The sequence below is a fragment of the Nocardiopsis lambiniae genome (assembly GCF_031845465.1).
Taxonomy (GTDB): Bacteria; Actinomycetota; Actinomycetes; order Streptosporangiales; family Streptosporangiaceae; genus Nocardiopsis; species Nocardiopsis lambiniae.
In genome coordinates, this window is record NZ_JAVREP010000034.1 from 13616 (window position 1) to 34428 (window position 20813).

Genomic DNA, 20813 nt, shown 5'->3' on the forward strand with positions numbered 1-20813 from the left:
CACCCGCGAGGGCGGTGCGGCCGTCGCCCGTCAGACCGGGGCCGGGGCGTCCTCCCTGGCGGCCTCCTCGGCGGCACGGGCCTCCGACCGGGCGATCGCCCGATCGTCCACCACCCGGATCACCGTGATGACGGCGATCGCCACGCCCGCCACCGCCAGACCCGTCAGCACCTTGGTCGGGTCGCTCACGTCCAGGTCGAAGAACCACCGCCCCGCCGGGGTCACCATCGCCAGGGTCAACAACCCCACCATGGACCCCACCAGCACGACCTTCCACCACACGTACGGTTTCGCCACCAGCAACAGCACCCACAGGGTGGTCGTGCACAGGGTGATCACCACCGCCGTCCGGTCCGCCGGGTCGGGCACCGTCCGCCCGCCCAGCACCAACAGGTAGGTGGTCACCGCCGCGAACCCGGCCACCATGCCCGAGGGCACCGCCAACCGCAGCGTCCGCGCCACGAACCCCGGTCGGGCGATGTCGGTGTTGGGGGCCAACGCCAGGAAGAACGACGGGATCCCGAACGTCACCGCGTTGATCAGCGTCGCGTGCCGGGGGAAGAACGGGTACGACACCGCCAACAGGCCGACGATCGTGGCCAGCACCATCGTGTACACGGTCTTGGTCAGGAACAGGCTCGCCACCCGTTCGATGTTGCCGATCACCCGACGTCCCTCGGCCACCACCCGGGGCAGCACCGCGAACCGGTCGTCCAGCAACACCAGCTGCGCCACCGACCGTGACGCCGGACTCCCCGAGCCCATCGCCACACCGATGTCGGCCTCCTTGAGCGCCAGCACGTCGTTGACGCCGTCGCCGGTCATCGCCACCGTGTGTCCGCGATCGCGCAACCCCCGGACCATGTCGCGCTTGCGCTCGGGGGTGACCCGACCGAACGCCGAATGCCCGTCCACCCGGCGCCCCAGTTCCTCGGAGGCCTCGGGCAGGTCCCGGGCGTCCAACGGCCGCTCGGCGCCCGCCAGCCCCAGCTCCCGGCCCACCGCCCCGACCGAGGCCGCGTGGTCGCCCGACACGATCTTGACGTCCACCCCCTGACCGGCGAAGTAGTCCAGGGTCGGCTTCGCGTCCGCGCGGACCCTCTGATCCAGCACCACCAACGCCACCGGCCTCACCTCACCGGGCGCCGCCGGGTCGTCCGGCCGGAGCGTGGACCGCGCCAGCAGCAGGACCCGCAGCCCCTGGGAACCGAGCCGGGCCGCCTCGGCCGCCGCCGGATGGGCGGGCGCGAGAACGTCGGCCGCGCCCAGCACCCAGTTCACGTCACCCTCGGGGGTGCGAAAACCCATGCCGCTCCACTTGCGGGCCGACGAGAACGCCGCCTGCGCAATGGGCGTCCACTCCGGCGCCCGGTGGCCGCCCGCCTCGACGCCCTGGGCGATCGCCGCCATGCTCGCGTTGGGGTCGGGGTCGTGCGCCGCCAACGCCGCCAGCACCTCGGTGGGGGAGGGCCCGGACCCGGAGCCGCCGCCCAGGTCGCGGATCTCCGACATCTTCATGCCGACCTCGGTCAGCGTGCCGGTCTTGTCGGTGCACACCACGTCCACCCGGGCCAGACCCTCGATCGCGGGCAACTCCTGTACCAGGCACTGGTACCGGCCCAAGCGGATTACCCCGACCGCGAACGCGATGCTGGTGAGCAGGATGAGTCCCTCGGGGATCATCGACACCAGGGCCGCCACCATGCCGCGCAGCGCGTCCGCCAACGGCCCGGAGATCTGTCCCCCTGGGGGGCCCTCGTCCAGCGCCACATGGCCGCCCATGAACAACTGGCTGTAGATCAGCAGCCCGCCGATGGGGAACAGGGCGTAGGTGATCCAGGTGAGGATCCGGTTGATGCCCGAACGCAACTCCGAGCGCACCAGCGAGAACCGGCTCGCCTCCTCGGCCAGCCGCGCCGCGTAGGCGTGCCTGCCCACCTTGGTGGCGCGGAACCGTCCGGTGCCCGCCACCACGAAACTGCCCGACATCACCGCGTCCCCGGGTTTCTTCACCACCGGGTCGGCCTCACCGGTCAACAGGGACTCGTCGACCTCCAGAGCCCCCGACCAGGTGACGGTGCCGTCGACCACGATCTGGTCGCCCACCCCCACCTCCAGGACCTCGTCCAGGACGATCTCCTGGGAGGCCACCCGTACCGTCGCGCCCCCGCGCACCACCCGGGGCCGGGCCGCGTTGACGATGGCCAGCCGGTCCAGGGTCCGCTTGGCGCGCAACTCCTGGACGATGCCGATCAAGGTGTTGATGAGGATGACCATCGCGAACAGCCCGTCTTGGACGGGGCCGATCACGGCGATGATCGCGAACAGCACCGCGATCATCGCGTTGATCCGGGTGAACACGTTGCCCCGGATGATCTGCGTGACGGTGCGGCCCGCCCGTACCGGAACGTCGTTGGTCCGGCCCGCGGCCACGCGCTCGGCGACCTCCGACAGGGTCAGGCCCGGTTCCTCCGGCGGCCGGTTGGGCCCACTCGGGTGCGGTGGTACGGCGGCGAGGCCGCCGTCGGGTTGTTCGGGCACACGTGCTCCTGGATGTGACATGAAGGGATGCGCCCCACCAGGGAAGGAGGAGACCGGGAGGGGACCGGCCCACGGACCTTCCAAGGGGACGCCTCAAGAGTAAGGAGGGACACAAGCGTAGAAGATCCCGCTCACCGGACGCGGGCGCGAGCGCCCCCCGAAACCGGGTGGGGACACCACCACGACCGGGGAAGGGACCCGTACCACCCCGCACCCGGGAGCGGCGGTGTACGTCCCGGACGAGTCCGGGTACCGTGTTCCCACTTCCTGAGACGTCCCACCGCGGGGACCGGGAGAGACGGATAGGTAGAGGTCCACATGTGCACCGTCATCGTCGGATTCGACCCCGACGCCGACACACCGCTGGTCATCGCCGCCATCCGGGACGAGATGCGTGTGCGTCCCTGGGACGGCCCCGGCCGCCACTGGCCCGACCGCCCCGGCCTCATCGGCGGCCGTGACCGGCTCGCCGGCGGTACCTGGCTGGCCGTCGACCCGCGCCGCGCCCGCGTCGCCGCCCTCCTCAACGGCTGGCCCTGGGACGGACGGATGCCCTGGGAGGGCACCTACCCGGCCAGCCGGGGCGAACTGCCGCTGCGGGCCCTGGACCACCCCGTCCGCGACCCGTTGCACGGTGAGGACCCCACCCTGTACGCGCCTTTCCACCTGCTGGACGCCGACGCCCACCACGCCACCCTGTACAGCTGGGACGGGCGGTGCATGGACACCCGGCACATCCCGACGGGGGTGAGCGTCATCGTCAACACCGGTCTGGACCCCGCCGACCCACGGGCGACGCGCCACACCCCGGCGTTCGCGAACGCCCGCCCCGATCCCGACCCGACCGGGGCGCGCACACCCGAGGAGATCTGGGGTGACTGGCTGCGGCTGATCACCGAGGCCGCCCACGCCCGCCCGCGTTCGGCGGGGCTGGACGACGCCGGCGACCCCGGCGGTCTCATCGCCCACGCCGACCTCGGCGAGGGGCGGATCTGGGCGACCGGGTCGATCACCCTGCTGGCCGTGGGTCGTGACACGGTCCGTTACGCCTTCACCGCCACCCCCGCCGACCCCGACACCTGGACCATGGTGGACACCGACGTCCGTTGACCCGGGGTGCCCCAAGGTTCCGCCGTCCTCGGCGGAGACACCGGTGCGGACCCGGCATGGGCGTTGAGATGGTGCCGCCACTCGTGCAACAGTGATCGGGGACGGCGAACGGCTTCCCCCGAACATGGATAACGCGGAGATAACGGCTCGTGTTGTTGCAGGTCATCAAGCGTGAGCCCCGCGCACGCGGGGATGGACCGGACCACGCCAACCTGGTGCTTCGCAGGGGCGAGTGAGCCCCGCGCACGCGGGGATGGACCGGACATGGCCGGCCGGATCTTCGTCGAGGGCGTGTGAGCCCCGCGCACGCGGGGATGGACCGCGGACGCTCTGGTCGTGGAAGCAGCGGTTGACGTGAGCCCCGCGCACGCGGGGATGGAACTGACCCGAGATGAGCGGTCCCACCCCACTGGTGCTCAAGGGCGGCCTGTGCGGCGCGTCTTGAGGCCCCGGGCGCTGGGAGGTTCCCGGGCACGTGATCGCTCACGGAGGCGTGGGAGGTGTGAAGATCGACTTCACCCGGGTTGAGTGCCGTCTCAGGGAGGTCGCAGTGGAGGCGTACGAGGAGACATCGGGCGTCACGATCGTCCTCCCCGAGGCCTGGGCCGCAGACACCAGGGGCATGGATCCCGGCGTTGGCGGCCTGACGGACCAGACCACTCCCGACCGGCTTCCGGGAACTCCGCTGATCCGACTCACCGGGTCCGGCGGCATGGCGGGAGTAGCCATCCGCCACCCCGACCGCCGGGAGCGGCGCAAGCTGGACGGCGACCCGACGCAGGGCTAGGCACCGTTCTTTGAACGGTTCAGGTCATGGAGCCGGATCCGGATGACCCCGCGCACGCGGTGAGGGGGCGATCGTGAGGACGTTCTCCTTCCCGAACGAGGCCGTGGCCCCGGAGCACACGCTCCGAGGCCACGGCCTTCAGACCTTCACGCCGGTGATCACACCTCGCAGGACCCCGCCGGGTTCCACGGGCTGAACAGGCCGCTCGGGTTGTGCTGCCAGAGCCACACGTGCAGCGTGTAGTTGACCGGCAAACCCGGCGCCGGGCCCTCGTCGGGCCCGTCGAACGGCCGGCCGAAGAGGTAGGGGCGATCGTCGTCGGTCTCCACGTCCTGGTCCGCGTCGACGTAGAAGTACTCCAGCGCGACGAGTTTGCGGCCGCCGTAGCCGTCGGGCTGGTAGACCAACACCTCGGGGGTGCGCGGGTCCAGTTCGCGGTCGATCAGGTACGGGTTGACGTAGTGGTAGCCCATCACGCCTTCCGGGCTCTCCACGCACTCGTCGCTCGGTATGTAGCCGTCGGCGATCGCCCGGGCCTCGTCCTGGTACTTCGCCGTGGCCCTCTTGGCGGCGACCAGGTCCTTCCTCACCGTGCTGTCCGCGTGTGCGCCCACCGGCGCGAGCACCGCCAGTGCGACTCCTGCCACCGCTGCCGCGGTGAGGTGTGTGGCGCGTGACGACATCGTGTCCTCCTGAGCTCGGTGCACCCTCGCGAGCCGTTCCCCGGCCGCTTGTCCGGGTCCTGGCGCCGCATTCGGGAACGGCGCCGGGCACACGGGCCCCTGTGGGCCGTGGGTGCTCGTCCGGGAGACAGCCTTTCCGTGTCCGTGCCGCTCAGAGCGCCGGACACGGCCCCTGATGAACCAAAGCCGGCCCAACCTTGACCGAGCGCGGCCACCGACCGTCCCCGTGTGAGCGGAGATGTCCGGTATCGGGGACGGACGACCGCGCGAGCACCGGTGAGCCCCGCGCACGCGGGGACGCGCCGCCCCAGGCGTTGTCGTCGGTGGCCTGGGTGACGGGGTTTCGGGCGGCCGAGGCAGAGGGCTCTGCGCGACGAGCCGCCGCTCGGGGCCCCCTGTGATGACTTTTCAGGGCCGTGTGCGAAGCTTGCGACTTCTGCGTCGATCCTTCTCCGGTCCCGGCACGAGAGGGCTCGGCCGGCCCGAGCGGGCCGCTTCGGTCACGGGGACCCCCGGAATCGCCCACGCCCTGGAAACGCCTCCCGGGGCGCGGTACAGCGAACGCCACGTCGAGTGGGAGGACGCGGTGGGGTCGGAGGCGGACAGGACCGAGAGCGCCGTCGAACACGGGGTCGTCGCCCCGCCGACGGCGCGAGGGACCCCGACCGGTGTTCCGCCCCGAACCCTCCCCCCGGGGCACGGATCCGCTCCCCGACCGGGGTGAGCACCCGCACCCGTGTCGGCCGGAGTGGGGCGGCAGACGTCGGTACTCGGAACCGACAGGCCGTCCGGCCCCCGGACGCTCGCGTCTCAGCCGTGTCCGTACCGGTCATCGACGTGGACGAGCCGTGACGTCGGCGGCCGTGGAACGCCCTCCTCGGACCGGGGAGCGGACCCGTCACCGTCCTCCTTCGCCCTTTCCCCACTCCGCCTGCGGAGGGAGGGCGGGATCAGTTTCGCCGTGACGATGGCACCCGCCAGCGGGCCCAGGGAGCCGACGGGATCACGGCGGGCCACGTCGCAGGGGATGTCCAGGCCGAAGCCCATGAGCAGGGCCGCGAGCACCTCGTCCGACATGGTCTTGGCCGCCGACCGGGCGGTCTCATGCGTGTACGCCCCGAGTTGGAGGTACCAGGTCACGGAGTCCGAGGTCTCGAACAGTGCCGCAGGGGCGTGCGGGTTGGGCAGGTAGTCGACCACCTCGAGTGCCAGAGGGACCGGAGAGCGTCGGGTCATGGGCGCTGCCTTCCTGTGCGGGGCGGGTGTCGGCCGGGCGGAAGACGCGGACGCCGCCACGGTCGGGTGCACGAGGGCCGGGCCCTGCGCGTCGCCTCGGTCGACGCGGCGGGGTACGACGAGGGATCACGGTGTCACGACGTCTCACCGAGTACGGCCACCCCCCGTATCCGCTCCGCCATCTCCTCCACCGGTACGTCCGCTTCGGCCGTCATCCGGATGGTGAACGAACGTTCGCCCAATTCAGCGTGGTAACGCCAGTGCCACTCGCCGTCCGGATGCCGCCAGCCCGCTAGGAATTCGTGCGGGAAGAGCGGATCGCGACGGGACAGACGGACGTCGGGTTCGTCCTCCTCCAGCGGTGGACACCCGTAAGGGGCGTCCGGGGCGGTCGGGCCGTCCCCCCGGAGCCGATCTTCTTCACCCGTGGACATGCAGGCGCTCCCCTTCGGAGGGAGGGGCCGCCGGTCGGGCGGTCCCGGTGAGGGAATCCTCCCTGGATTCTAGGACCCGGTGTACCAAGAGGGGCTCAAGTCCTCCCTGGTCGGGGACGGGCGTGGGTTCCGCGACCGGGGAAGGAAACAGTGACCTTCCGGTGAGGTCTGATGTCCACCCCGGGCAACGCCGGGATTGGTCCACCCTCCAGCCGGGCGAACCACCTCCGCCACGGGACCGGATTCTCCCAGCTCGCGTTCCTCGGGATTCCGCCGCCCCACCCGTACCGCTCCCCGGGCGTCGCCCACCGGTCCTCTGAGTGGTCCGGTCCGATCGGCGCACATGTCGCCACCAGGCGGTCCGACTGTTCGTCACGGGCCGGTTACCCGGCCTTTCCACGGGAAATCCTTCATGCACAGGGGCTTCGCGCACCGGCTCCCGGTGGCTCCGAAACCCCCGAGCGCTCGCCTTCGCCTCGAACCGGGATCCCGGTTCGAGACTCCCCCGACGGATCCTCCACCCGGCCTTCACGGCCCCGGGGCGCGATCCATGACCGAAGGACCCCGCACATGCCGCTCCGCACGTCCCACATCCCCCGTAAGAAGCACCGTTTCCGCGCCGCCGCGGCGCTGGCCGCCGCCACCGCCCTCTTCCTCGGCCTCATGCCCGCCGGCGTCGCCAACGCCCACGGCTACATCTCCAACCCCATGAGCCGACAGGCCCAGTGCGCCGCCGGCATCGTCCAGTGCGGCGGTATCCGGTGGGAGCCGCAGAGCGTCGAGGGGCCCAAGGGCCTCATGCGATGCGACGGCGGCGTCGGCCGCTTCTCCGAGCTGAACGACGACGGCCGTGGCTGGCGGGTGACCGACGTCGGCCGCGTCCAGACCTTCACGTGGACCATCACCGCGGCCCACTCCACCTCCACCTGGGAGTACTTCATCGGCGGCAGGCGGGTCGCCGTTTTCAACGACAACGGCGCCCGCCCGCCGTGGACCTTCACCCACACCGTGGACCTGTCCGGCTACAGCGGTCGGCACAAGCTGCTGGCCCGGTGGAACATCGCCGACACCGCCAACGCCTTCTACGCCTGCGTGGACATCAATATCCGCAGCTAGAGACAGGTGTTCCGGAAACGGAGAACGCGGCGGGCGCCCCTCGGCCACGGGTCGTGAACGACCCGCCGCGTGCCCCGGACCCACGGCGATCCACCTCATGCGCCTCCGGCCGGCGATCGCCCTCGGGTCGGGCCGACCGGAGACGCCGCGCGGAGGAGGATCCGAGATCGGGCCCGCGTGTCGGTGCTCGCCTCAGAGCCGCCCACCGGCGGTCCGGGCCCCTCGGGCCGGAGGTCCTGCGACCCCGCGCGGCTCCGCGCCCTCCTTCGGGTCGTGCGGTCGGTCGTGCGACGGCTCCGGTACCCCGCCGGTGGCTCCCGATGAGCCGGCGCATCCGCTCGGTGCCGGGAGAACGAACACGGTGCTGGAGCGTCCCGACCGGAAGGCCCCCGTGTCCCTCGATCGGAGGCGTGGTCCCGTGGCGCGTCGACGTCCTCGCCCGTCCTCGCCCGTGCCGGGAGGGGAACGCGGGGAGACGGCCGCCGGCTGCCGCGCGCGTGAACCGGGCAGGTGCGCGGGGGAAGGGCGTGATGGCCCGGGACGGTGCCGACACGACCGCGCCGTCACCGCCCGCGATGGTCATCGCGATGCGGCGACGGGACCTCGGTCGGCGCGGGGGCGAAGCCGATCACGAGGCCCACACCGATGACCGCCATGCCGATCCACGTGCCGACCGAGGGCATCGGGGCGCCCAAGGCGGTCGCGACCAGCGCCGCCGTCGGTGCGGCCACGCCCGCGGCGAGACTGGCGGCGCCCGCGCCGACCCGGTTCACACCGGTGAACCACAACACGAACGACAGCGCCGTCGCGATCGCCCCCAGATAGACCACCGCGCCCAGGGCGGCCGGGTCGGAGAGGACGCCCCACGCGGTGGGGCCCGCCCACAGGGACAGCACGCCGAAGATCACCGCCGCCGTCACCGTCGTGGCCGCCGTGTACCCCCACGCGCCCATCCGGGCCAGCGCCGGCGCGCCGAACAGGGTGAACCCCGCCTCCAAGACGATGAGCGACAACGCCAGCAGGATCCCCAGGGCGTCGGCCTGCCCCCAACCGGTCACGGCGACCGCCCCCGCGCTCACCACCAGCGCGCCCGTCACGACCCGCCCCGACGGCCGCCGTCCCCGGGTGAGCGGACCCGCCACCGACAGCACGATGGGGATGCACGCCACCGCGGCGGCGAGCACCGCCGGTTCGGCGTGCGCCGTCCCCACGATCAACACCAGGTTGAACCCGACCAGGCCGGACAACGCCCCCGCCACCACCCAGAGCACGTCGCGCCCTCGGGGGAGTGGCAGATGTCGGCCGAGCAGACGGGCCAGGACGATGATCGCGATCGCCGCCACCGCGTAGCGGGCGGCCTGGACGACGAACGCGGGCAGGTCGGCGGTCGCGCCGATCACGGCGACACTGCTGCCCATCAGTGCCATGCCGCCCAAGGCGGGCCACAGCCCCCACAGGGTCGACGTACGGGTTTCGAGAGGAGAGGTCTTCTGCACGTCCTCCACCGTGGACCCGTTATGGTCCCACGCACAGGGCCAAACATGTGCGTTCGAAGTGGACCAAGGGGGCGCGATGACGCGAGGTTCGGACTTCCTGCAACTCGACCCGAGCGACATCCCCCGGGGCGGGCGGACGGAGTGGCTCGTCAACGCGCTGCGCTCGGCGATCGCCGGGGGCGTCCTCCCCGTCGGTACCCGACTGCCGCCCACCCGGGCGTTCGCCGCGGAACTCGGGCTGGCCCGCGGCACCGTCGTCGAGGCCTATCAGCGGCTGACCGAGCAGGGCCTGCTCACCGCCGCCCGGGGCGCGGGCACCGTGGTGGCGGCCCGGCCGGTGAGGTCCCCGGCCCCGGTCCCGTCCTCCGGGTCCTGGGAGCCGACCGTGTTCGACGGTGACGTCATCGACCTGGCCACCGGCCTTCCCGACCTGGCCGCCTTCCCCCGCGCCGCCTGGCTGCGGGCCGAACGCGCGGTGCTGTCCGGCACGGACACCCGGTCACTCGGGTACGCCCCACCGCAGGGGACCCCGGAGCTGCGCGCCGAACTCTCGGCGTGGTTGGCGCGCTCGCGGGGTGTGCGCGCGGCACCGGAGCGGATCGTGATCACCGCCGGTGTCACCGGCGCCCTGAGCATCCTGGCGCGGGTCCTACGGAACCGGGGACGGACGACGATCGCCCGGGAGGACCCCGGCGCGGACGGCAACCGCGCGATCCTGGACCATTGGACGGACTCCACCGTCCCCGTCCGGGTGGACGCCGACGGCATCGACACCGCGGCGCTGGCGGCCACCGGCGCCCGGGTCGTCCTGGTGACCCCGGCCCACCAGTTCCCGACCGGGGTGGTCCTGTCCCCGGAGCGCCGTCGCGCTCTCGTGGACTGGGCGCGCGAACGCGACGGCCTGGTCATCGAGGACGACTACGACGCCGAGTACCGCTACGACCGCTCCCCGGTGTCCGCCCTGCACGGTCTGGACCCGAGCCGGGTCGCCTACACCTCCAGCCTGTCCAAGACCCTGGCCCCCGCGTTGCGCTCCGGCTGGCTGGTCCCGCCCGCCCACCTGCTGGAAGAGGTCGTGGAGGCGAGATGGGCCGTGGACCTGGGTTCGCCGTCCCTTCCGCAACTGGCGCTTGCCGCGCTGCTGCGCGACGGGACGATCGCCCGCCACCTGCGCACCATGCGGTCCCGCCACCGGGTCCGGCGGGACGCCGCCGTGGCCGCGGTGCGCGAACACCTGCCCGGCTGCCCGGTCCTCGGAGTGGCCGCCGGGCTCCATCTGCTGGTGCTGCTGCCCCCCGACCTCGACGACCGGGAGGCGGCCGCCCGCGCCGAACGGGTCGGGGTGGCGGTGCAGCCGTTGTCGCGGCACCGCACCGTCCCCGGCCCGCCCGGACTGGTCATCGCCTACGCGGGACAGGGGCCGGCGCGGTTGCGCGAGGCGATCGCCCGGATGGGCGCGACGATCCGCCTGTGAACCCGGTCAGGCGACCCCACTGGTCTCCCGGACGGAGGTCGCCGTCGCGCGGTCGCGGTCCAGGAATCCGGCGGTCACCGCGACCCCCAGCCCGGCCACCGCCAGGACGGCCCCGATCGCGGCCGGGGAGGCCAGTCCGAGCCCGGCGGAGATGCCCACCCCGCCCAGCCAGGCCCCGCCCGCGTTGGCCAGGTTGAACGCCGAGTGGTTGGCCGCCGACGCCAGGGTCGGCGCGGCGCCCGCCTTGTTCATCACCAGCAGCTGCAACGGGGTGGTCACCCCGAACCCGACCGCGCCCAGCACCACCACCGACGCCATCGCGGTCCACGGGTTGTGCACGGTGAGCGTGAACAGGGCCAGTACCGCCGCCAGCGAACCGAGTGCGATGTAGATGGTGGGCCGCAGGGCCCGATCGGCCAGGGGACCGACGATCAGCGAACCCAGGGTCATACCGATGCCGAACAGCGCCAGTACGACCGTCACGCCCCGATCTCCCAACCCGGCGAGTTCGGTCATCATCGGCGCGATGTAGCTGTACACGGCGAACACCCCGGCGAACCCGAACACCGCCGACAGCAGTCCGAGCAGCACCTGGGTGTTCCCGAGCGCCCGCACCTCGGGCATCAACCGGCCGCTGCCGGTGCGCGCCAGCCGGGGCACGAACACGGCGATGCCCGCCATGGCCAGCACCGCGATCACGGTGACCACCAGGAAGGCGGCCCGCCATCCCAGTTCCTGACCGAGCAGGGTGCCCACGGGGACGCCGATGATGTTGGCGACGGTCAGCCCCAGGAACATGCGGGCCACGGCACGGCCCTGACGGGCGGGTCCCGCCATCTGGGCGGCGGCCAACGCGCCCGCGCCGAAGAACGCGCCGTGCGGCAGGCCGGCCACCACCCGGGAGACGAACACGGTCTCGTAGGTGGGCGCCAGGACCGTGGCCAGGTTGCCCAGGGCGAACAGGCCCATGAAGAGGATGAGGACGTGCTTGCGGGGCAGCCGGGTGGCCATCGCGGTGAGCAGCGGGGCGCCGACGACGACCCCGAGGGCGTAGGCGGAGATGAGGTACCCCGCGGAGGAGATGCTCACGCCCAGCCCCTCGGCGACCTCCGGGAGCAGGCCCATGATGACGAATTCGGTGGTTCCGAGGGCGAAGGCGCCCACGGCGAGCGCGAGCAGGGCCAAAGGCATGGGAGAGCCTCTCAAGACGGCTGCGGAGTGGACCTGGGGGTGGTCGGGGGCCCGTGTACGGCCCCGCGCTCGGGCTCCATCGCCCGGGGACACCTCCACAACCGGCGCGGAGGGGTGTCTACTTCCCGGTAACCACCGTTCCCGTCGTGTGATGTCGGACTCGCCGGGTCACGATCGCCCGAGCGGTCATCGCCACGCGGGTCGTGGAACGGGGGAGCCCAGGGCGCGGCCCGCCCTCCGCGGCCGTGAGAAGGGGACGGTCCGATCCCGGCGGTCGTTTCCGAGCCGGTATCGACGTCGTTGGCGACACCACGGCCGGGTTCGGGACGGACGGGCCCGGTGGACCCGGGCGCCGACGGACCTCTCTCCCCTTCACCCCGGGGGTCTCCCGGGTCCCGCCCGTCCGGTGCGCCCGCCTCCTCGCCCGCCCACGACGGTTCCCGGCCCCAACGCACGCCGCCCGCCGGGGGACCGGCGGGCGGGCGGATTCAGTGGATCGGTGCCGACACGTGCGCACCGGGGCGGGCCGGTGCGCGGGCCGACGGATCAGCTCGTCAGGGCAGGTTCCAGCGTTGGACGGCGCTGCCGTCGCAGTTCGCGATCTCGGTGCGGGTCCCGTCGCTCTGCGTCCGTCCGACCGGTTGCAGACAACGTCCCGACTGCGGGTTGCGCAGTGCCTGGGAACCGCTCACGTGGGTCCACCGCTGGGCGCCGGTCCCGTTGCAGGTCCACAACTGGACGCGGGTGCCCGCGCCGGTCGCGCCGCCCGCGACGTCCAGGCACTTGCCGAGGGCCCGGACCGTGCCGTCGGAGCCGACCGTCCACTGCTGGGCCTGGTTGCCGTTGCAGTTCGCCAGCTGGATGGGGGTGCCGTCGCCGGTCTGGGCGCCGGCGACGTCGAGGCAGATCCCGTTGGAGGCGGTGATGGTGCCCGTTCCGCCGCCGCCGGAACCGTCCAGTGAGTACACCCGGACGTAGTCCACGACCATCTGCTGGGGGAACTGCGTGCTTCCGTCCGGGTAGCCGGGCCAGTTCCCGCCGACCGCCACGTTGAGGATCATGAAGAACGGCTGGTCGTACACCCACGGGTTCCCGCGGGTGTCGGCGGAGGTGTAGGTCTGGTAGGCGTTGCCGTTCACCGACCAGGTGACGGAGCCGGGTCGCCAGTCGACGGCGAAGGTGTGGAAGTCATCGGCGAACGACCATCCCTGCGGGTGCATGTAGGAGCCGGTGAGCGGGTTGCCACCGGAGTAGCCGGGCCCGTGGAGGCTGCCGTGCACCATGTGGGGTTCGCGGCCGATGTTCTCCATGATGTCGATCTCGCCGGAGTTCGGCCACGGCGTGTCGGGGAAACCGGAGCCCAGCATCCAGAACGCGGGCCAGATGCCCTGACCGCGGGGGATCTTGATACGGGCCTCGACCCGCCCGTACTGGGGCTGGACCTTGTTCTGGGTGGTCATGCGGGCCGAGGTGTAGGAGCCGTCGGCCTCCCGGCGCGCGGTGATGACCAGGTTGCCGTTGCCGTCCAGCGCGGAGTTGGCCCGGCTGTTCGTGTAGTTCTGGAGTTCGTTGTTGCCCCAGCCGTGATCGCCGGTCTCGTGGTTCCAGTTGGCGGCGGAGGGAGCGCTCCCAGAAGGACCGTTGAACTCGTCGGACCAGACCAGCGTGGCCTGGGCGGCGGCTTCGGCCTCGGCGGGCGCGGGGGCGGCCGAGGAGGTGCCGGGCACCAGGAGGGCCAGTGCGGCGACGGCGGCGGCCAGGGACAGGGGTGTGCGGAATCGATGTTCGGTGCGCATGGGTGTACTCCGGGGGAGATCCCGCCCGTGGGCGGGGGACGGACGGAGCGGTCGCGCCGCCGGGGTGGCGGACGCGATCGTGACGACCGAGAGCAGTCGTCTGGTGACCCACTGAATCGTTTCGTTACTTTATGTCCGTTCAGTCAGGCTGGGCAAGAGGTGAGGCCCGATCTCTTTCGGTCCGCATTCCCGAGCTGTTCGCCGTCCCACGGCCCCCGCGCACGTGACAGGGGCGGAAGGCTTCTTTCGTCCCTCACGTCACTCAGGCCTCATTTCTCTTTTCCCGCCCCTCTCCGTCGGACCCGGTCGCACCGTGTGCGAAGGGGGCGAGGGGCGCCGCGCTCGACCCCGTGTCGTGTCCGTCGTCCTTGGGCCTCCTCGTCGGCCACCGCTCCGTGCCGCCGGTACCCGATGCACCAGACGCGGGCACCCCGCGTCCGCGCACCGGTTCCCGGCGCTCGGAGTCGAACCGGCGGGCGGTGTCGTCATGGACGTGAGACCGCTCGGCGGTGGGCATCAGGTGGTACCGCGCGGTCCAGCCGTTGTGCGCGGCGGTGGTGTGGGAGCCGCGCGCCACGAGGGCGCCCGAGCGAAGTTAGGTTGGCCTAACCAATCAATGCCTCGGGGTTTGGGGAGGGCGCTCCGGGGAAGCGGTAGAGAACCCGTGGCGACGGTCGCCCCGAAAAATGCCGAAAGGATTCCGAAACCGCGTCATAGGCGACCGGTGCGAACGTGTTGAGGGTGAACCGAAAACCCGGATACTGCGTCAATTCGCACAACAGGTGCATCGCACGTCCGAGTCAGCCGTCCGCCTATGGAAGGACCGCAGATGAGCGCTATTCCCGCCTCCGAACAGCCCTACCGGCGTCCCGTCGAACCCGCAGACCTCGTGGGCCGCTGGGTCCGCCTCGACCACGACGCCTCCGTCGGGGTCCTCGACAACGTCCGACGCGAGACCGGGGCCATCGACTGGGAGTGGGACCTGCGCACCTCCGAGGGGACCGTCTCGGGAACGGGACCCCTGGTCGCCCGGCCCCTGACCGACCCCTCCGGCCTGCGCTCCGCCCGTCGTCGACTGCGCGCGGTGCGGGCCGACCTCACCGAACTCGCTTCCCCCGACGACCCCGCCCTGACACGCGCGACCGAGGACCTCGACCTTCTGGAACTGGAGGCCGCGGCCCTGCCCTGACCGGGCGCCGCCCGCTCGGTAAAGGCGCTCTCCGGGCGGGCGCCCGATCCCGACCCGAGAGGACGGGGCCGGCCGCCTCGGACCCGGATCTCCCGGACCGCGGACCCACGGAGGACGTCGCCCGGGCGTTGGGCTCTCCGCATCGCGACGGGGCCCGCGGCCCCTGCGCTCCTGCGCGCGGTCGCCTGCCCGGAGTCGGCCAAGGTAGGAGGACCTCCGCGGGGATCAGAGGGATCGCAGTCGGTTCCGGACATCTGAAGTGTGCGCGGCCCTTTCCACTGTTCCCGGCCCATGCGCCTCGGTGGACACGGATACGGTCAAGGCGTTTTCGGGGGTCCTCCGTATCCATGACGACTGTCACGATCCCGGTTGCCCCTCCGTGACAACCCCCAGAGTGACCGGAGCGTCTCTGTCAGAGACGGTGTCCACACCGTCGTACGCGCCCGGTGCGCACGGCAGGGGGAGTGGGATGGAGGGACGCAACGGCGTTCTCATGGAGACCGGGGCCTACTGGCTCTTCTACGTGGTCTCCGTTTGCGGCGCGCTGATGCACTGGAGGCAGGGCAACGAACTCCTCGCGGCGGTCTGCGGCGCAGCCGCGGTCCTGGCGGCCCTGCTCATCGCGAGCGGACACCGCGACAACCTCGCCGCACCCCGATGAGCGGCCTCGACCTTTCGGTCGCCCGTGGGGCGATCATCACCGCGTACACCGCCCCTCCCTGGGCGTTTGCCGACCGCGTGTCCGGATAGTCTTCCGGTTATGCGTTCATGGTCTGCGCCTGACATCGTCCCCTTGCCCGGTACCGGCGGTCCCCTTCGGCTCCACGACACGGCCACCGACCGGATAAAGGAGACCACCCCCGGACCCCGGGCGGGGATGTACGCCTGCGGCATCACCCCCTACGACGCCGCCCACCTCGGCCACGCCTTCACCTACCTGACCTTCGACCTGGTCAATCGGGTCTGGCGGGACGCCGGGCGCGACGTGAACTACGTACAGAACACCACCGACATCGACGACCCGCTCCTGGAACGGGCCCATGCCATCGGGGTCGACTGGCGTGATCTCGCCCACCGCGAGATCGACGTCTTCCGCGACGACATGGCCGCCCTGCGCATCATCCCGCCGGCCTCCTACGTCGGCGTCGTTGAGTCCGTCGACCTCATCGGTGACCTGGCCGCCCGGATCCGCGACACCGGCGCCACCTATGACCTCGACGGCGACCTCTACTTCTCCGTCGCCGAGGCTCAGAACTTCGGGGAGATCGGCCACCTCGACCGTGACGCGATGCTCTCCCTGTTCCGGCAGCGCGGTGGCGACCCCGACCGCTCCGGCAAGAAGGACCCGCTCGACTGGCTGCTGTGGCGCGCCGAACGCCCGGGCGAACCCGCCTGGGACAGCCCGCTGGGACGGGGCCGCCCCGGCTGGCACATCGAGTGCAGCGCCATCGCCCTGGACCGGCTCGGCCCGCGCTTCGCCCTCAACGGCGGCGGCAACGACCTGATCTTCCCCCACCACGAGATGGGGGCGGCCGAGACCCGCTGCGTCACCGGTGGCCCCAACGCCGACAACCACCTGCACGTGGGCATGGTCGGTCTGAACGGCGAGAAGATGTCCAAGTCGCTGGGCAACCTCGTGTTCGTGTCGAAGCTGCGCGAACAGGGCGTGGAACCGGCCGTCATCAGGCTGGCCATGCTCAGCCACCACTACCGCGCCGCCTGGGAGTGGACCGACGACCACCTCCCGGTGGCCTGCGCCCGCGCCGAACGCTGGCGTGCCGCGTTCGCCCTGGGTACGGCCCCTGACGCCGCCCCGTTGCTGGCCGCCGTGCGCTCCACCCTCGCCGAGGACCTGGACGCGCCCGCCGCGCTGGCCGCCGTGGACGCCTGGGCGGACACCGCCCTCACCGAGGGCGGTACCGACGCCGATGCCCCCGCGCTGGCCCGCACCGTCGTCGACACCCTGCTGGGTGTGGCCCTGTAACACCCGCGATCCCGTCGGGGCCGACGTTCCGGACCGGACCGTCCGTCGACGGGGCCTCCTGATCGCAAGGACGTCTGCCCCCGGGGTCGGGGGCAGACGTCTCACCGGCATCCTCGTTCCGCCCACCAACGGCTCGATGACGGGGGTCTTCGGGGCGTGCCCCGACCGGCCCGGACGAACGCCGTGGCCGGTCCCGGTCCGCGGGTCGACAAGGCACGGGAACTGCGTCGAGACCGGTGCGACCGCGCGCCGGGGAAGGGCTCTGGGATGTGGTGGGCGGTCGAGGGCCCCGGGCCCGGGCGGGAACGGCCCATTCGGACCCGGTACCGGAAAACGTCGGTGGGCGCTGTCACGATCCACGCATGAGCACCGGAACCGACGTACTCACCGCCACCGACTGGAAGCGGACCTTTCACGCCTACGGCCTGGGCACCGACGTGCCCGGACATCTGGCACTCCTGCTCTCCGACGACCCCCGGGATCACGCCTCGGCCCTGGACCACCTCTACTCCGCGGTGATCCATCAGGGCAGTGTCTACTCGGCCACCGTTCCAGCCGCCCGATTCGTCGCGGGCGTTCTCGACCGGCCCGGGCTCGACACAGCGGCTCCCGGTGCCGACGCGGTGGACGGCGGATCCTCTCCGTCTCTGCGGGTCCGCCTGCTCGCCTTCCTGCGCGACGCCGTCGAAGGCGGCATCGGGTATCTGGAGACGCCCGTGCCTCCACCGCTCGACACGACCGAACGCGACCGGGTGTACACCGCGATGGGTTCCGACGACGAGGATGAGGCCATCGACATCTGGGAGGACGAATCCATCGACTCCCTCATGTACCACGAGGTGGGGGTCGCCATGGGCGAGGCGGCTCCGGAGCTGTACACGGCGGTGCGCCCCCATCTCACCCACCCCGACGCGGCCACCCGTCGCCGGGCGGTGGAGGCGGCCGCCGCCATCGCCCGCCTGGGCGGTCTGGACCTCGACCTCTCCGGTGCCGCGGACATGGCCGAGACCCGAGACGAGGGCGCGGTCATCGTCCTGGCGCTGGGGGAATCCGACGGGGACACCACCGAGTTCCTCGCTCACACCGACCCGGCGATCCGTGCCTGCGCCGCGCTCGCCCCCGGCCAACGTGAGAACCCGGCGGCACTCACCGAACTACTGTCGGCCCTGCGCGATCCGGAGGAGGCCGACACGTGGTTCGAAGACCGGCCCTCGTTCTTCGACCGCTACGGGACCGTGCGGTCCGCCCTCCTACGCGAGGCCGCGCTCCGGGGCACACCGGAGGACGCGGAGCGGATGCTTCCCGTGTTCCGTGGGTTGACGCCCTTCACCTCGGCTTCCACGGCCGACGCCGATCTGGGGCCGATGCTGGAGGCCGCGTTTCCGGATGGGCTGCCCGAAAACCTCACCGGTGCCCAAAGGGAATACCTGCGGGCACTCGCAGACGGCGTCCTGCCATGGAAGGGCGCACAGGTCACGGCGTTCGCCGCTCTGCTGCGGAGGCTCGGTCTGCCCGCCGACCGGGAGGAATTGAGGGTTCTCGTCGGGGAATGGGCATGAGGGGTCCGGACACCGTCGGGCCTGGCCCGGATGGACGCCTCGTGGGCCGTCCGGACCAGTGGCGGTGTCGGTCCGTTTCCAGAGCGCGGCGGTGCTTGATGCGGTTGTGGGTCGAGCACAAGGGCTGGAGGTTGTCGGCGCGGGTGGGGCCGCCCTGGAAGAACTCCATGATGTGGTCGGCCTGGCACCAGCGCAGGGGCCGATCGCACCCGTGGGGCCAAGCGCAGGTGGTGTGATTCGCGAACGCTGCCGCCCGCAGCCCGGGGGAGGCCAGCCTCCGGTTCTCTCCCACGTGGGTGACCACGCCGTCGGTGTCGGTGAACAGGGGCCTGATCACCGCTCGGGTCAGCCATTCGCGCAGGACCGAGACGGGCAGGACCTGGCCGGTGTCGGTGACCGCGGCCCCGGCGGTGGTGTCCCCGGCCAGCACGACATCGGGGACGGTGATCTTCAGCCGTACCACCGGGGTGCCCGGGTCCGTGCAGGTGTGGTGGGTGTGGGCGATCTCGATGGCGGTGGTGAACGCCTCGTACAACCGTCGCTGTCGCGAATCCGCTCCGCCGGTGTCGTGGGGGGCGGTCTCCGGATCCGGGGGAGGGGTGTAGGAGTCCAGGCACGCCTGTATCAGGGCGCCGTCGGCGGACGAGCCCCAGACCTGGAGCAGGAACGCTCCACGGGGGGTGATGTCCAGGCGGGCACCGCGTTGGGCGTGGGCTCGGGCGTGGTCGGTCTCCACGACGTCGGGCAACAGGCGGGCCTGCAGACGGGTGGCGAACCGGCCGATCTGGGCCACCGAGAGCGCGCCCTTGCCGTTCTCCCGGGCGGTGAGGATGCCCGTCTCCATCATCTGGCGCATCTGCCCCGCCGAGATCGGCTCGGCGTCGTCGGGGAAGGTGGCGGCCTCCAGGGCTTGGACGGCCTTGTCCGTGGCCTTGAACACCGCCACCGCCTCTTCCAGGGACAGGGCCCCGGTGTGGAAGGCGCGGTGGGTGGCGGGCAGGTGGTCGTGGTGGAAGGCCATGACCAGGTTCTGTAGGTCGGTGGCCCGGGAGGCGCTGATCCCGAAGGCGTGCACCATCCACTCTTTGAGGGTGCGGTATCCGCACGCCTCATCCAGGGTGCCGTCGGCCGCTGCTCGGGTCAGGGGGACGAGCATGGCCGCGATCATGGTGTCGATGTGCTGCCACACCCGGGTGGCCTGGTCCAACAGCTCTGCTTCGTGCCCCGACGGGACCGGTTCGGAGAAGGCCCGGGTGAGGGTGTCCACGGCGGCGGTCATCGCCGCATCGACCGGGGTGGTTCCGGCCGGTGCGCGGGTGCGCTCTTGCGCGTGCTCCGTCATGTCCCTCACTTTATAGACGCGGGTTTTCGCGGGGCGGTTTTCCACAGGCCCTTCGAGAGGGCTTTCGGGGGATCCGGACTTCTTCGGGGAGTGACGATCTCCGGTGATGTCGGGGTTGTTTTCCGGGCGGGCCGGAAAGAGCGGGGAATGGTCGTATACGGTCCGCCGGTCCGGCCTTCGGCCCTGGGTTCCACGGGCCGTCCGCAGGCCCGGGAGCGGGCCGTCGACAGGCCGGAGCGAGGGGAGGGTCGCGTGTGTTGAAGGAGGGAGTCGGGGGTGTGTGCGTCGCCCACACGGGAACGCGCTTACCGCGGATGAACGCGGACTCGCCCGGCCCCTCCCACCACGGGTGTCCTTTCGTCTGCGGACGCCCCTTTTCGTCCGCTGACGGTCCATCGCCGAGCCCGACCGCCACGGCCGACCTCGATGCCTCGGGGACCGGTGGACCGGTCACGTGTCCTCGTGATCGGAAAAGCGACTTTTCCTGGCCGGAAAAACCACGTAGGGAGGCGAATGCATGTGCACTTGCTCTGTACCTTAAGACTTCCTTAGCTGGCACCTAAGGTCACGTGAAGCCTCTGCCCTGCCTGCTTTCTCCTGATTTACGTTTTTCTCAACGGTCGGTTTCGCCCGTGGACCCGAAGACAGACGGAGGTGGCAGAGGTGGCCCTCATGCAGGGTGTCGAAGCGTTCTACGAGGAACCGGGGAAGGCCCTCCTCGACCTCGACGATCCCTTGGCGTTGCCCTCCGATGTGCGTCGGCGTGTGTCGGCTCTGGCCCGGGCCTCGCGGCTGCTGGTGGCCTGTGACTACGACGGCGCGCTGGCCCCCCTGGACGCCGACACCACCCCCGACCGGCGTCCCCTGCCCGAGGC

Annotated in this window: 17 protein-coding genes and 1 pseudogene; 9 read left to right on the forward strand and 9 right to left on the reverse strand. The window is 71.7% G+C overall.

The window, feature by feature from the left end:
• Window positions 1-30: 30 nt before the first annotated feature.
• Complete coding sequence (locus RM479_RS26905; RefSeq protein WP_397223275.1) at window positions 31-2541, reverse strand: HAD-IC family P-type ATPase; 2511 nt, start codon at window positions 2539-2541, stop codon at window positions 31-33.
• Between the two features lie 318 nt (window positions 2542-2859).
• On the opposite strand from RM479_RS26905, the gene RM479_RS26910 reads away from it, so the two are divergent.
• The gene (locus RM479_RS26910; protein WP_311514489.1) at window positions 2860-3651 is read left to right on the forward strand and encodes an NRDE family protein; all 792 of its coding nucleotides are present in this window, start codon (window positions 2860-2862) and stop codon (window positions 3649-3651) included.
• Between the two features lie 493 nt (window positions 3652-4144).
• Window positions 4145-4438, forward strand: a complete 294-nt coding sequence (locus tag RM479_RS26915; protein ID WP_311514490.1) for a hypothetical protein — start codon at window positions 4145-4147, stop codon at window positions 4436-4438.
• Window positions 4439-4596: 158 nt separating this feature from the next.
• Here RM479_RS26915 and RM479_RS26920 read toward each other — a convergent pair whose 3' ends face one another.
• The 3 genes from RM479_RS26920 to RM479_RS26930 all read right to left on the reverse strand — a co-directional run bounded on the left by RM479_RS26920 (window position 4597) and on the right by RM479_RS26930 (window position 6791).
• Complete coding sequence (locus tag RM479_RS26920) at window positions 4597-5085, reverse strand: hypothetical protein (protein ID WP_311514491.1); 489 nt, start codon at window positions 5083-5085, stop codon at window positions 4597-4599.
• Window positions 5086-5931: 846 nt separating this feature from the next.
• Entirely contained in the window at window positions 5932-6357 is a 426-nt protein-coding gene (locus tag RM479_RS26925; RefSeq protein ID WP_311514492.1) for a hypothetical protein, read from the reverse strand.
• Between the two features lie 134 nt (window positions 6358-6491).
• Window positions 6492-6791, reverse strand: a complete 300-nt coding sequence (locus RM479_RS26930; protein ID WP_311514493.1) for a hypothetical protein — start codon at window positions 6789-6791, stop codon at window positions 6492-6494.
• A gap of 570 nt (window positions 6792-7361) precedes the next feature.
• On the opposite strand from RM479_RS26930, the gene RM479_RS26935 reads away from it, so the two are divergent.
• Complete coding sequence (locus tag RM479_RS26935; RefSeq protein WP_311514494.1) at window positions 7362-7907, forward strand: lytic polysaccharide monooxygenase auxiliary activity family 9 protein; 546 nt, start codon at window positions 7362-7364, stop codon at window positions 7905-7907.
• Window positions 7908-8470: 563 nt separating this feature from the next.
• Here the strand turns inward: RM479_RS26935 and RM479_RS26940 are convergent.
• Window positions 8471-9403 (reverse strand): DMT family transporter, encoded by a 933-nt coding sequence (locus tag RM479_RS26940; protein ID WP_311514495.1) that lies wholly within the window; start codon window positions 9401-9403, stop codon window positions 8471-8473.
• Between the two features lie 76 nt (window positions 9404-9479).
• On the opposite strand from RM479_RS26940, the gene pdxR reads away from it, so the two are divergent.
• Window positions 9480-10877 (forward strand): MocR-like pyridoxine biosynthesis transcription factor PdxR, encoded by a 1398-nt coding sequence (pdxR, locus tag RM479_RS26945; RefSeq protein WP_311514496.1) that lies wholly within the window; start codon window positions 9480-9482, stop codon window positions 10875-10877.
• A 6-nt stretch (window positions 10878-10883) separates the two neighbouring features.
• Here pdxR and RM479_RS26950 read toward each other — a convergent pair whose 3' ends face one another.
• The 3 genes and pseudogenes from RM479_RS26950 to RM479_RS26955 all read right to left on the reverse strand — a co-directional run.
• Window positions 10884-12068 (reverse strand): MFS transporter, encoded by a 1185-nt coding sequence (locus RM479_RS26950; RefSeq protein WP_311514497.1) that lies wholly within the window; start codon window positions 12066-12068, stop codon window positions 10884-10886.
• A gap of 554 nt (window positions 12069-12622) precedes the next feature.
• Window positions 12623-13051 carry a ricin-type beta-trefoil lectin domain protein gene (locus tag RM479_RS27710; protein ID WP_446725060.1) on the reverse strand — a complete coding sequence of 143 codons (429 nt, stop codon included), beginning with the start codon at window positions 13049-13051 and terminating at the stop codon, window positions 12623-12625.
• Window positions 13025-13864: pseudogene (locus tag RM479_RS26955) on the reverse strand (glycoside hydrolase family 16 protein); the annotation flags it as partial. The pseudogene RM479_RS26955 and the gene RM479_RS27710, both read right to left, overlap by 27 nt.
• Before the next feature lie 829 nt (window positions 13865-14693).
• Between RM479_RS26955 and RM479_RS26960 the strand changes: the two are divergent.
• From RM479_RS26960 to RM479_RS26975, 4 genes are all read left to right on the forward strand, one after another.
• Window positions 14694-15053 carry a hypothetical protein gene (locus RM479_RS26960; RefSeq protein WP_311514498.1) on the forward strand — a complete coding sequence of 120 codons (360 nt, stop codon included), beginning with the start codon at window positions 14694-14696 and terminating at the stop codon, window positions 15051-15053.
• A gap of 469 nt (window positions 15054-15522) precedes the next feature.
• Window positions 15523-15714: a hypothetical protein gene (locus RM479_RS26965; protein WP_274811400.1), complete on the forward strand. Its 192-nt coding sequence runs from the start codon at window positions 15523-15525 to the stop codon at window positions 15712-15714.
• Window positions 15715-15813: 99 nt separating this feature from the next.
• A complete protein-coding gene (mshC, locus tag RM479_RS26970) occupies window positions 15814-17037 on the forward strand; it encodes a cysteine--1-D-myo-inosityl 2-amino-2-deoxy-alpha-D-glucopyranoside ligase (RefSeq protein ID WP_311514499.1) in 1224 nt (407 codons plus the stop codon).
• Between the two features lie 362 nt (window positions 17038-17399).
• Window positions 17400-18596: a hypothetical protein gene (locus RM479_RS26975; protein ID WP_311514500.1), complete on the forward strand. Its 1197-nt coding sequence runs from the start codon at window positions 17400-17402 to the stop codon at window positions 18594-18596.
• Here RM479_RS26975 and RM479_RS26980 read toward each other — a convergent pair.
• Entirely contained in the window at window positions 18511-19938 is a 1428-nt protein-coding gene (locus RM479_RS26980) for an HNH endonuclease signature motif containing protein (protein WP_311514501.1), read from the reverse strand. The genes RM479_RS26975 and RM479_RS26980 overlap by 86 nt on opposite strands.
• Window positions 19939-20610: 672 nt before the next feature.
• Between RM479_RS26980 and RM479_RS26985 the strand changes: the two genes are divergently transcribed.
• Window positions 20611-20813: hypothetical protein (locus tag RM479_RS26985; protein ID WP_311514502.1), on the forward strand; the 203-nt coding region annotated here is incomplete at its 3' end.

Excerpts from the sequence above, each read along its gene's own strand:
- pdxR (WP_311514496.1), top strand. The coding sequence starts at position 9,480 with ATGACGCGAGGTTCGGACTTCCTGCAACTCGACCCGAGCGACATCCCC.
- RM479_RS26965 (WP_274811400.1), top strand. The coding sequence starts at position 15,523 with ATGGAGGGACGCAACGGCGTTCTCATGGAGACCGGGGCCTACTGGCTC.
- RM479_RS26975 (WP_311514500.1), top strand. The coding sequence starts at position 17,400 with ATGAGCACCGGAACCGACGTACTCACCGCCACCGACTGGAAGCGGACC.
- RM479_RS26930 (WP_311514493.1), bottom strand. The coding sequence starts at position 6,791 with ATGTCCACGGGTGAAGAAGATCGGCTCCGGGGGGACGGCCCGACCGCC.
- RM479_RS26925 (WP_311514492.1), bottom strand. The coding sequence starts at position 6,357 with ATGACCCGACGCTCTCCGGTCCCTCTGGCACTCGAGGTGGTCGACTAC.
- RM479_RS26980 (WP_311514501.1), bottom strand. The coding sequence starts at position 19,938 with ATGACGGAGCACGCGCAAGAGCGCACCCGCGCACCGGCCGGAACCACC.
- RM479_RS26960 (WP_311514498.1), top strand. The coding sequence starts at position 14,694 with ATGAGCGCTATTCCCGCCTCCGAACAGCCCTACCGGCGTCCCGTCGAA.
- RM479_RS26950 (WP_311514497.1), bottom strand. The coding sequence starts at position 12,068 with ATGCCTTTGGCCCTGCTCGCGCTCGCCGTGGGCGCCTTCGCCCTCGGA.
- RM479_RS26935 (WP_311514494.1), top strand. The coding sequence starts at position 7,362 with ATGCCGCTCCGCACGTCCCACATCCCCCGTAAGAAGCACCGTTTCCGC.
- mshC (WP_311514499.1), top strand. The coding sequence starts at position 15,814 with ATGCGTTCATGGTCTGCGCCTGACATCGTCCCCTTGCCCGGTACCGGC.
- RM479_RS26910 (WP_311514489.1), top strand. The coding sequence starts at position 2,860 with ATGTGCACCGTCATCGTCGGATTCGACCCCGACGCCGACACACCGCTG.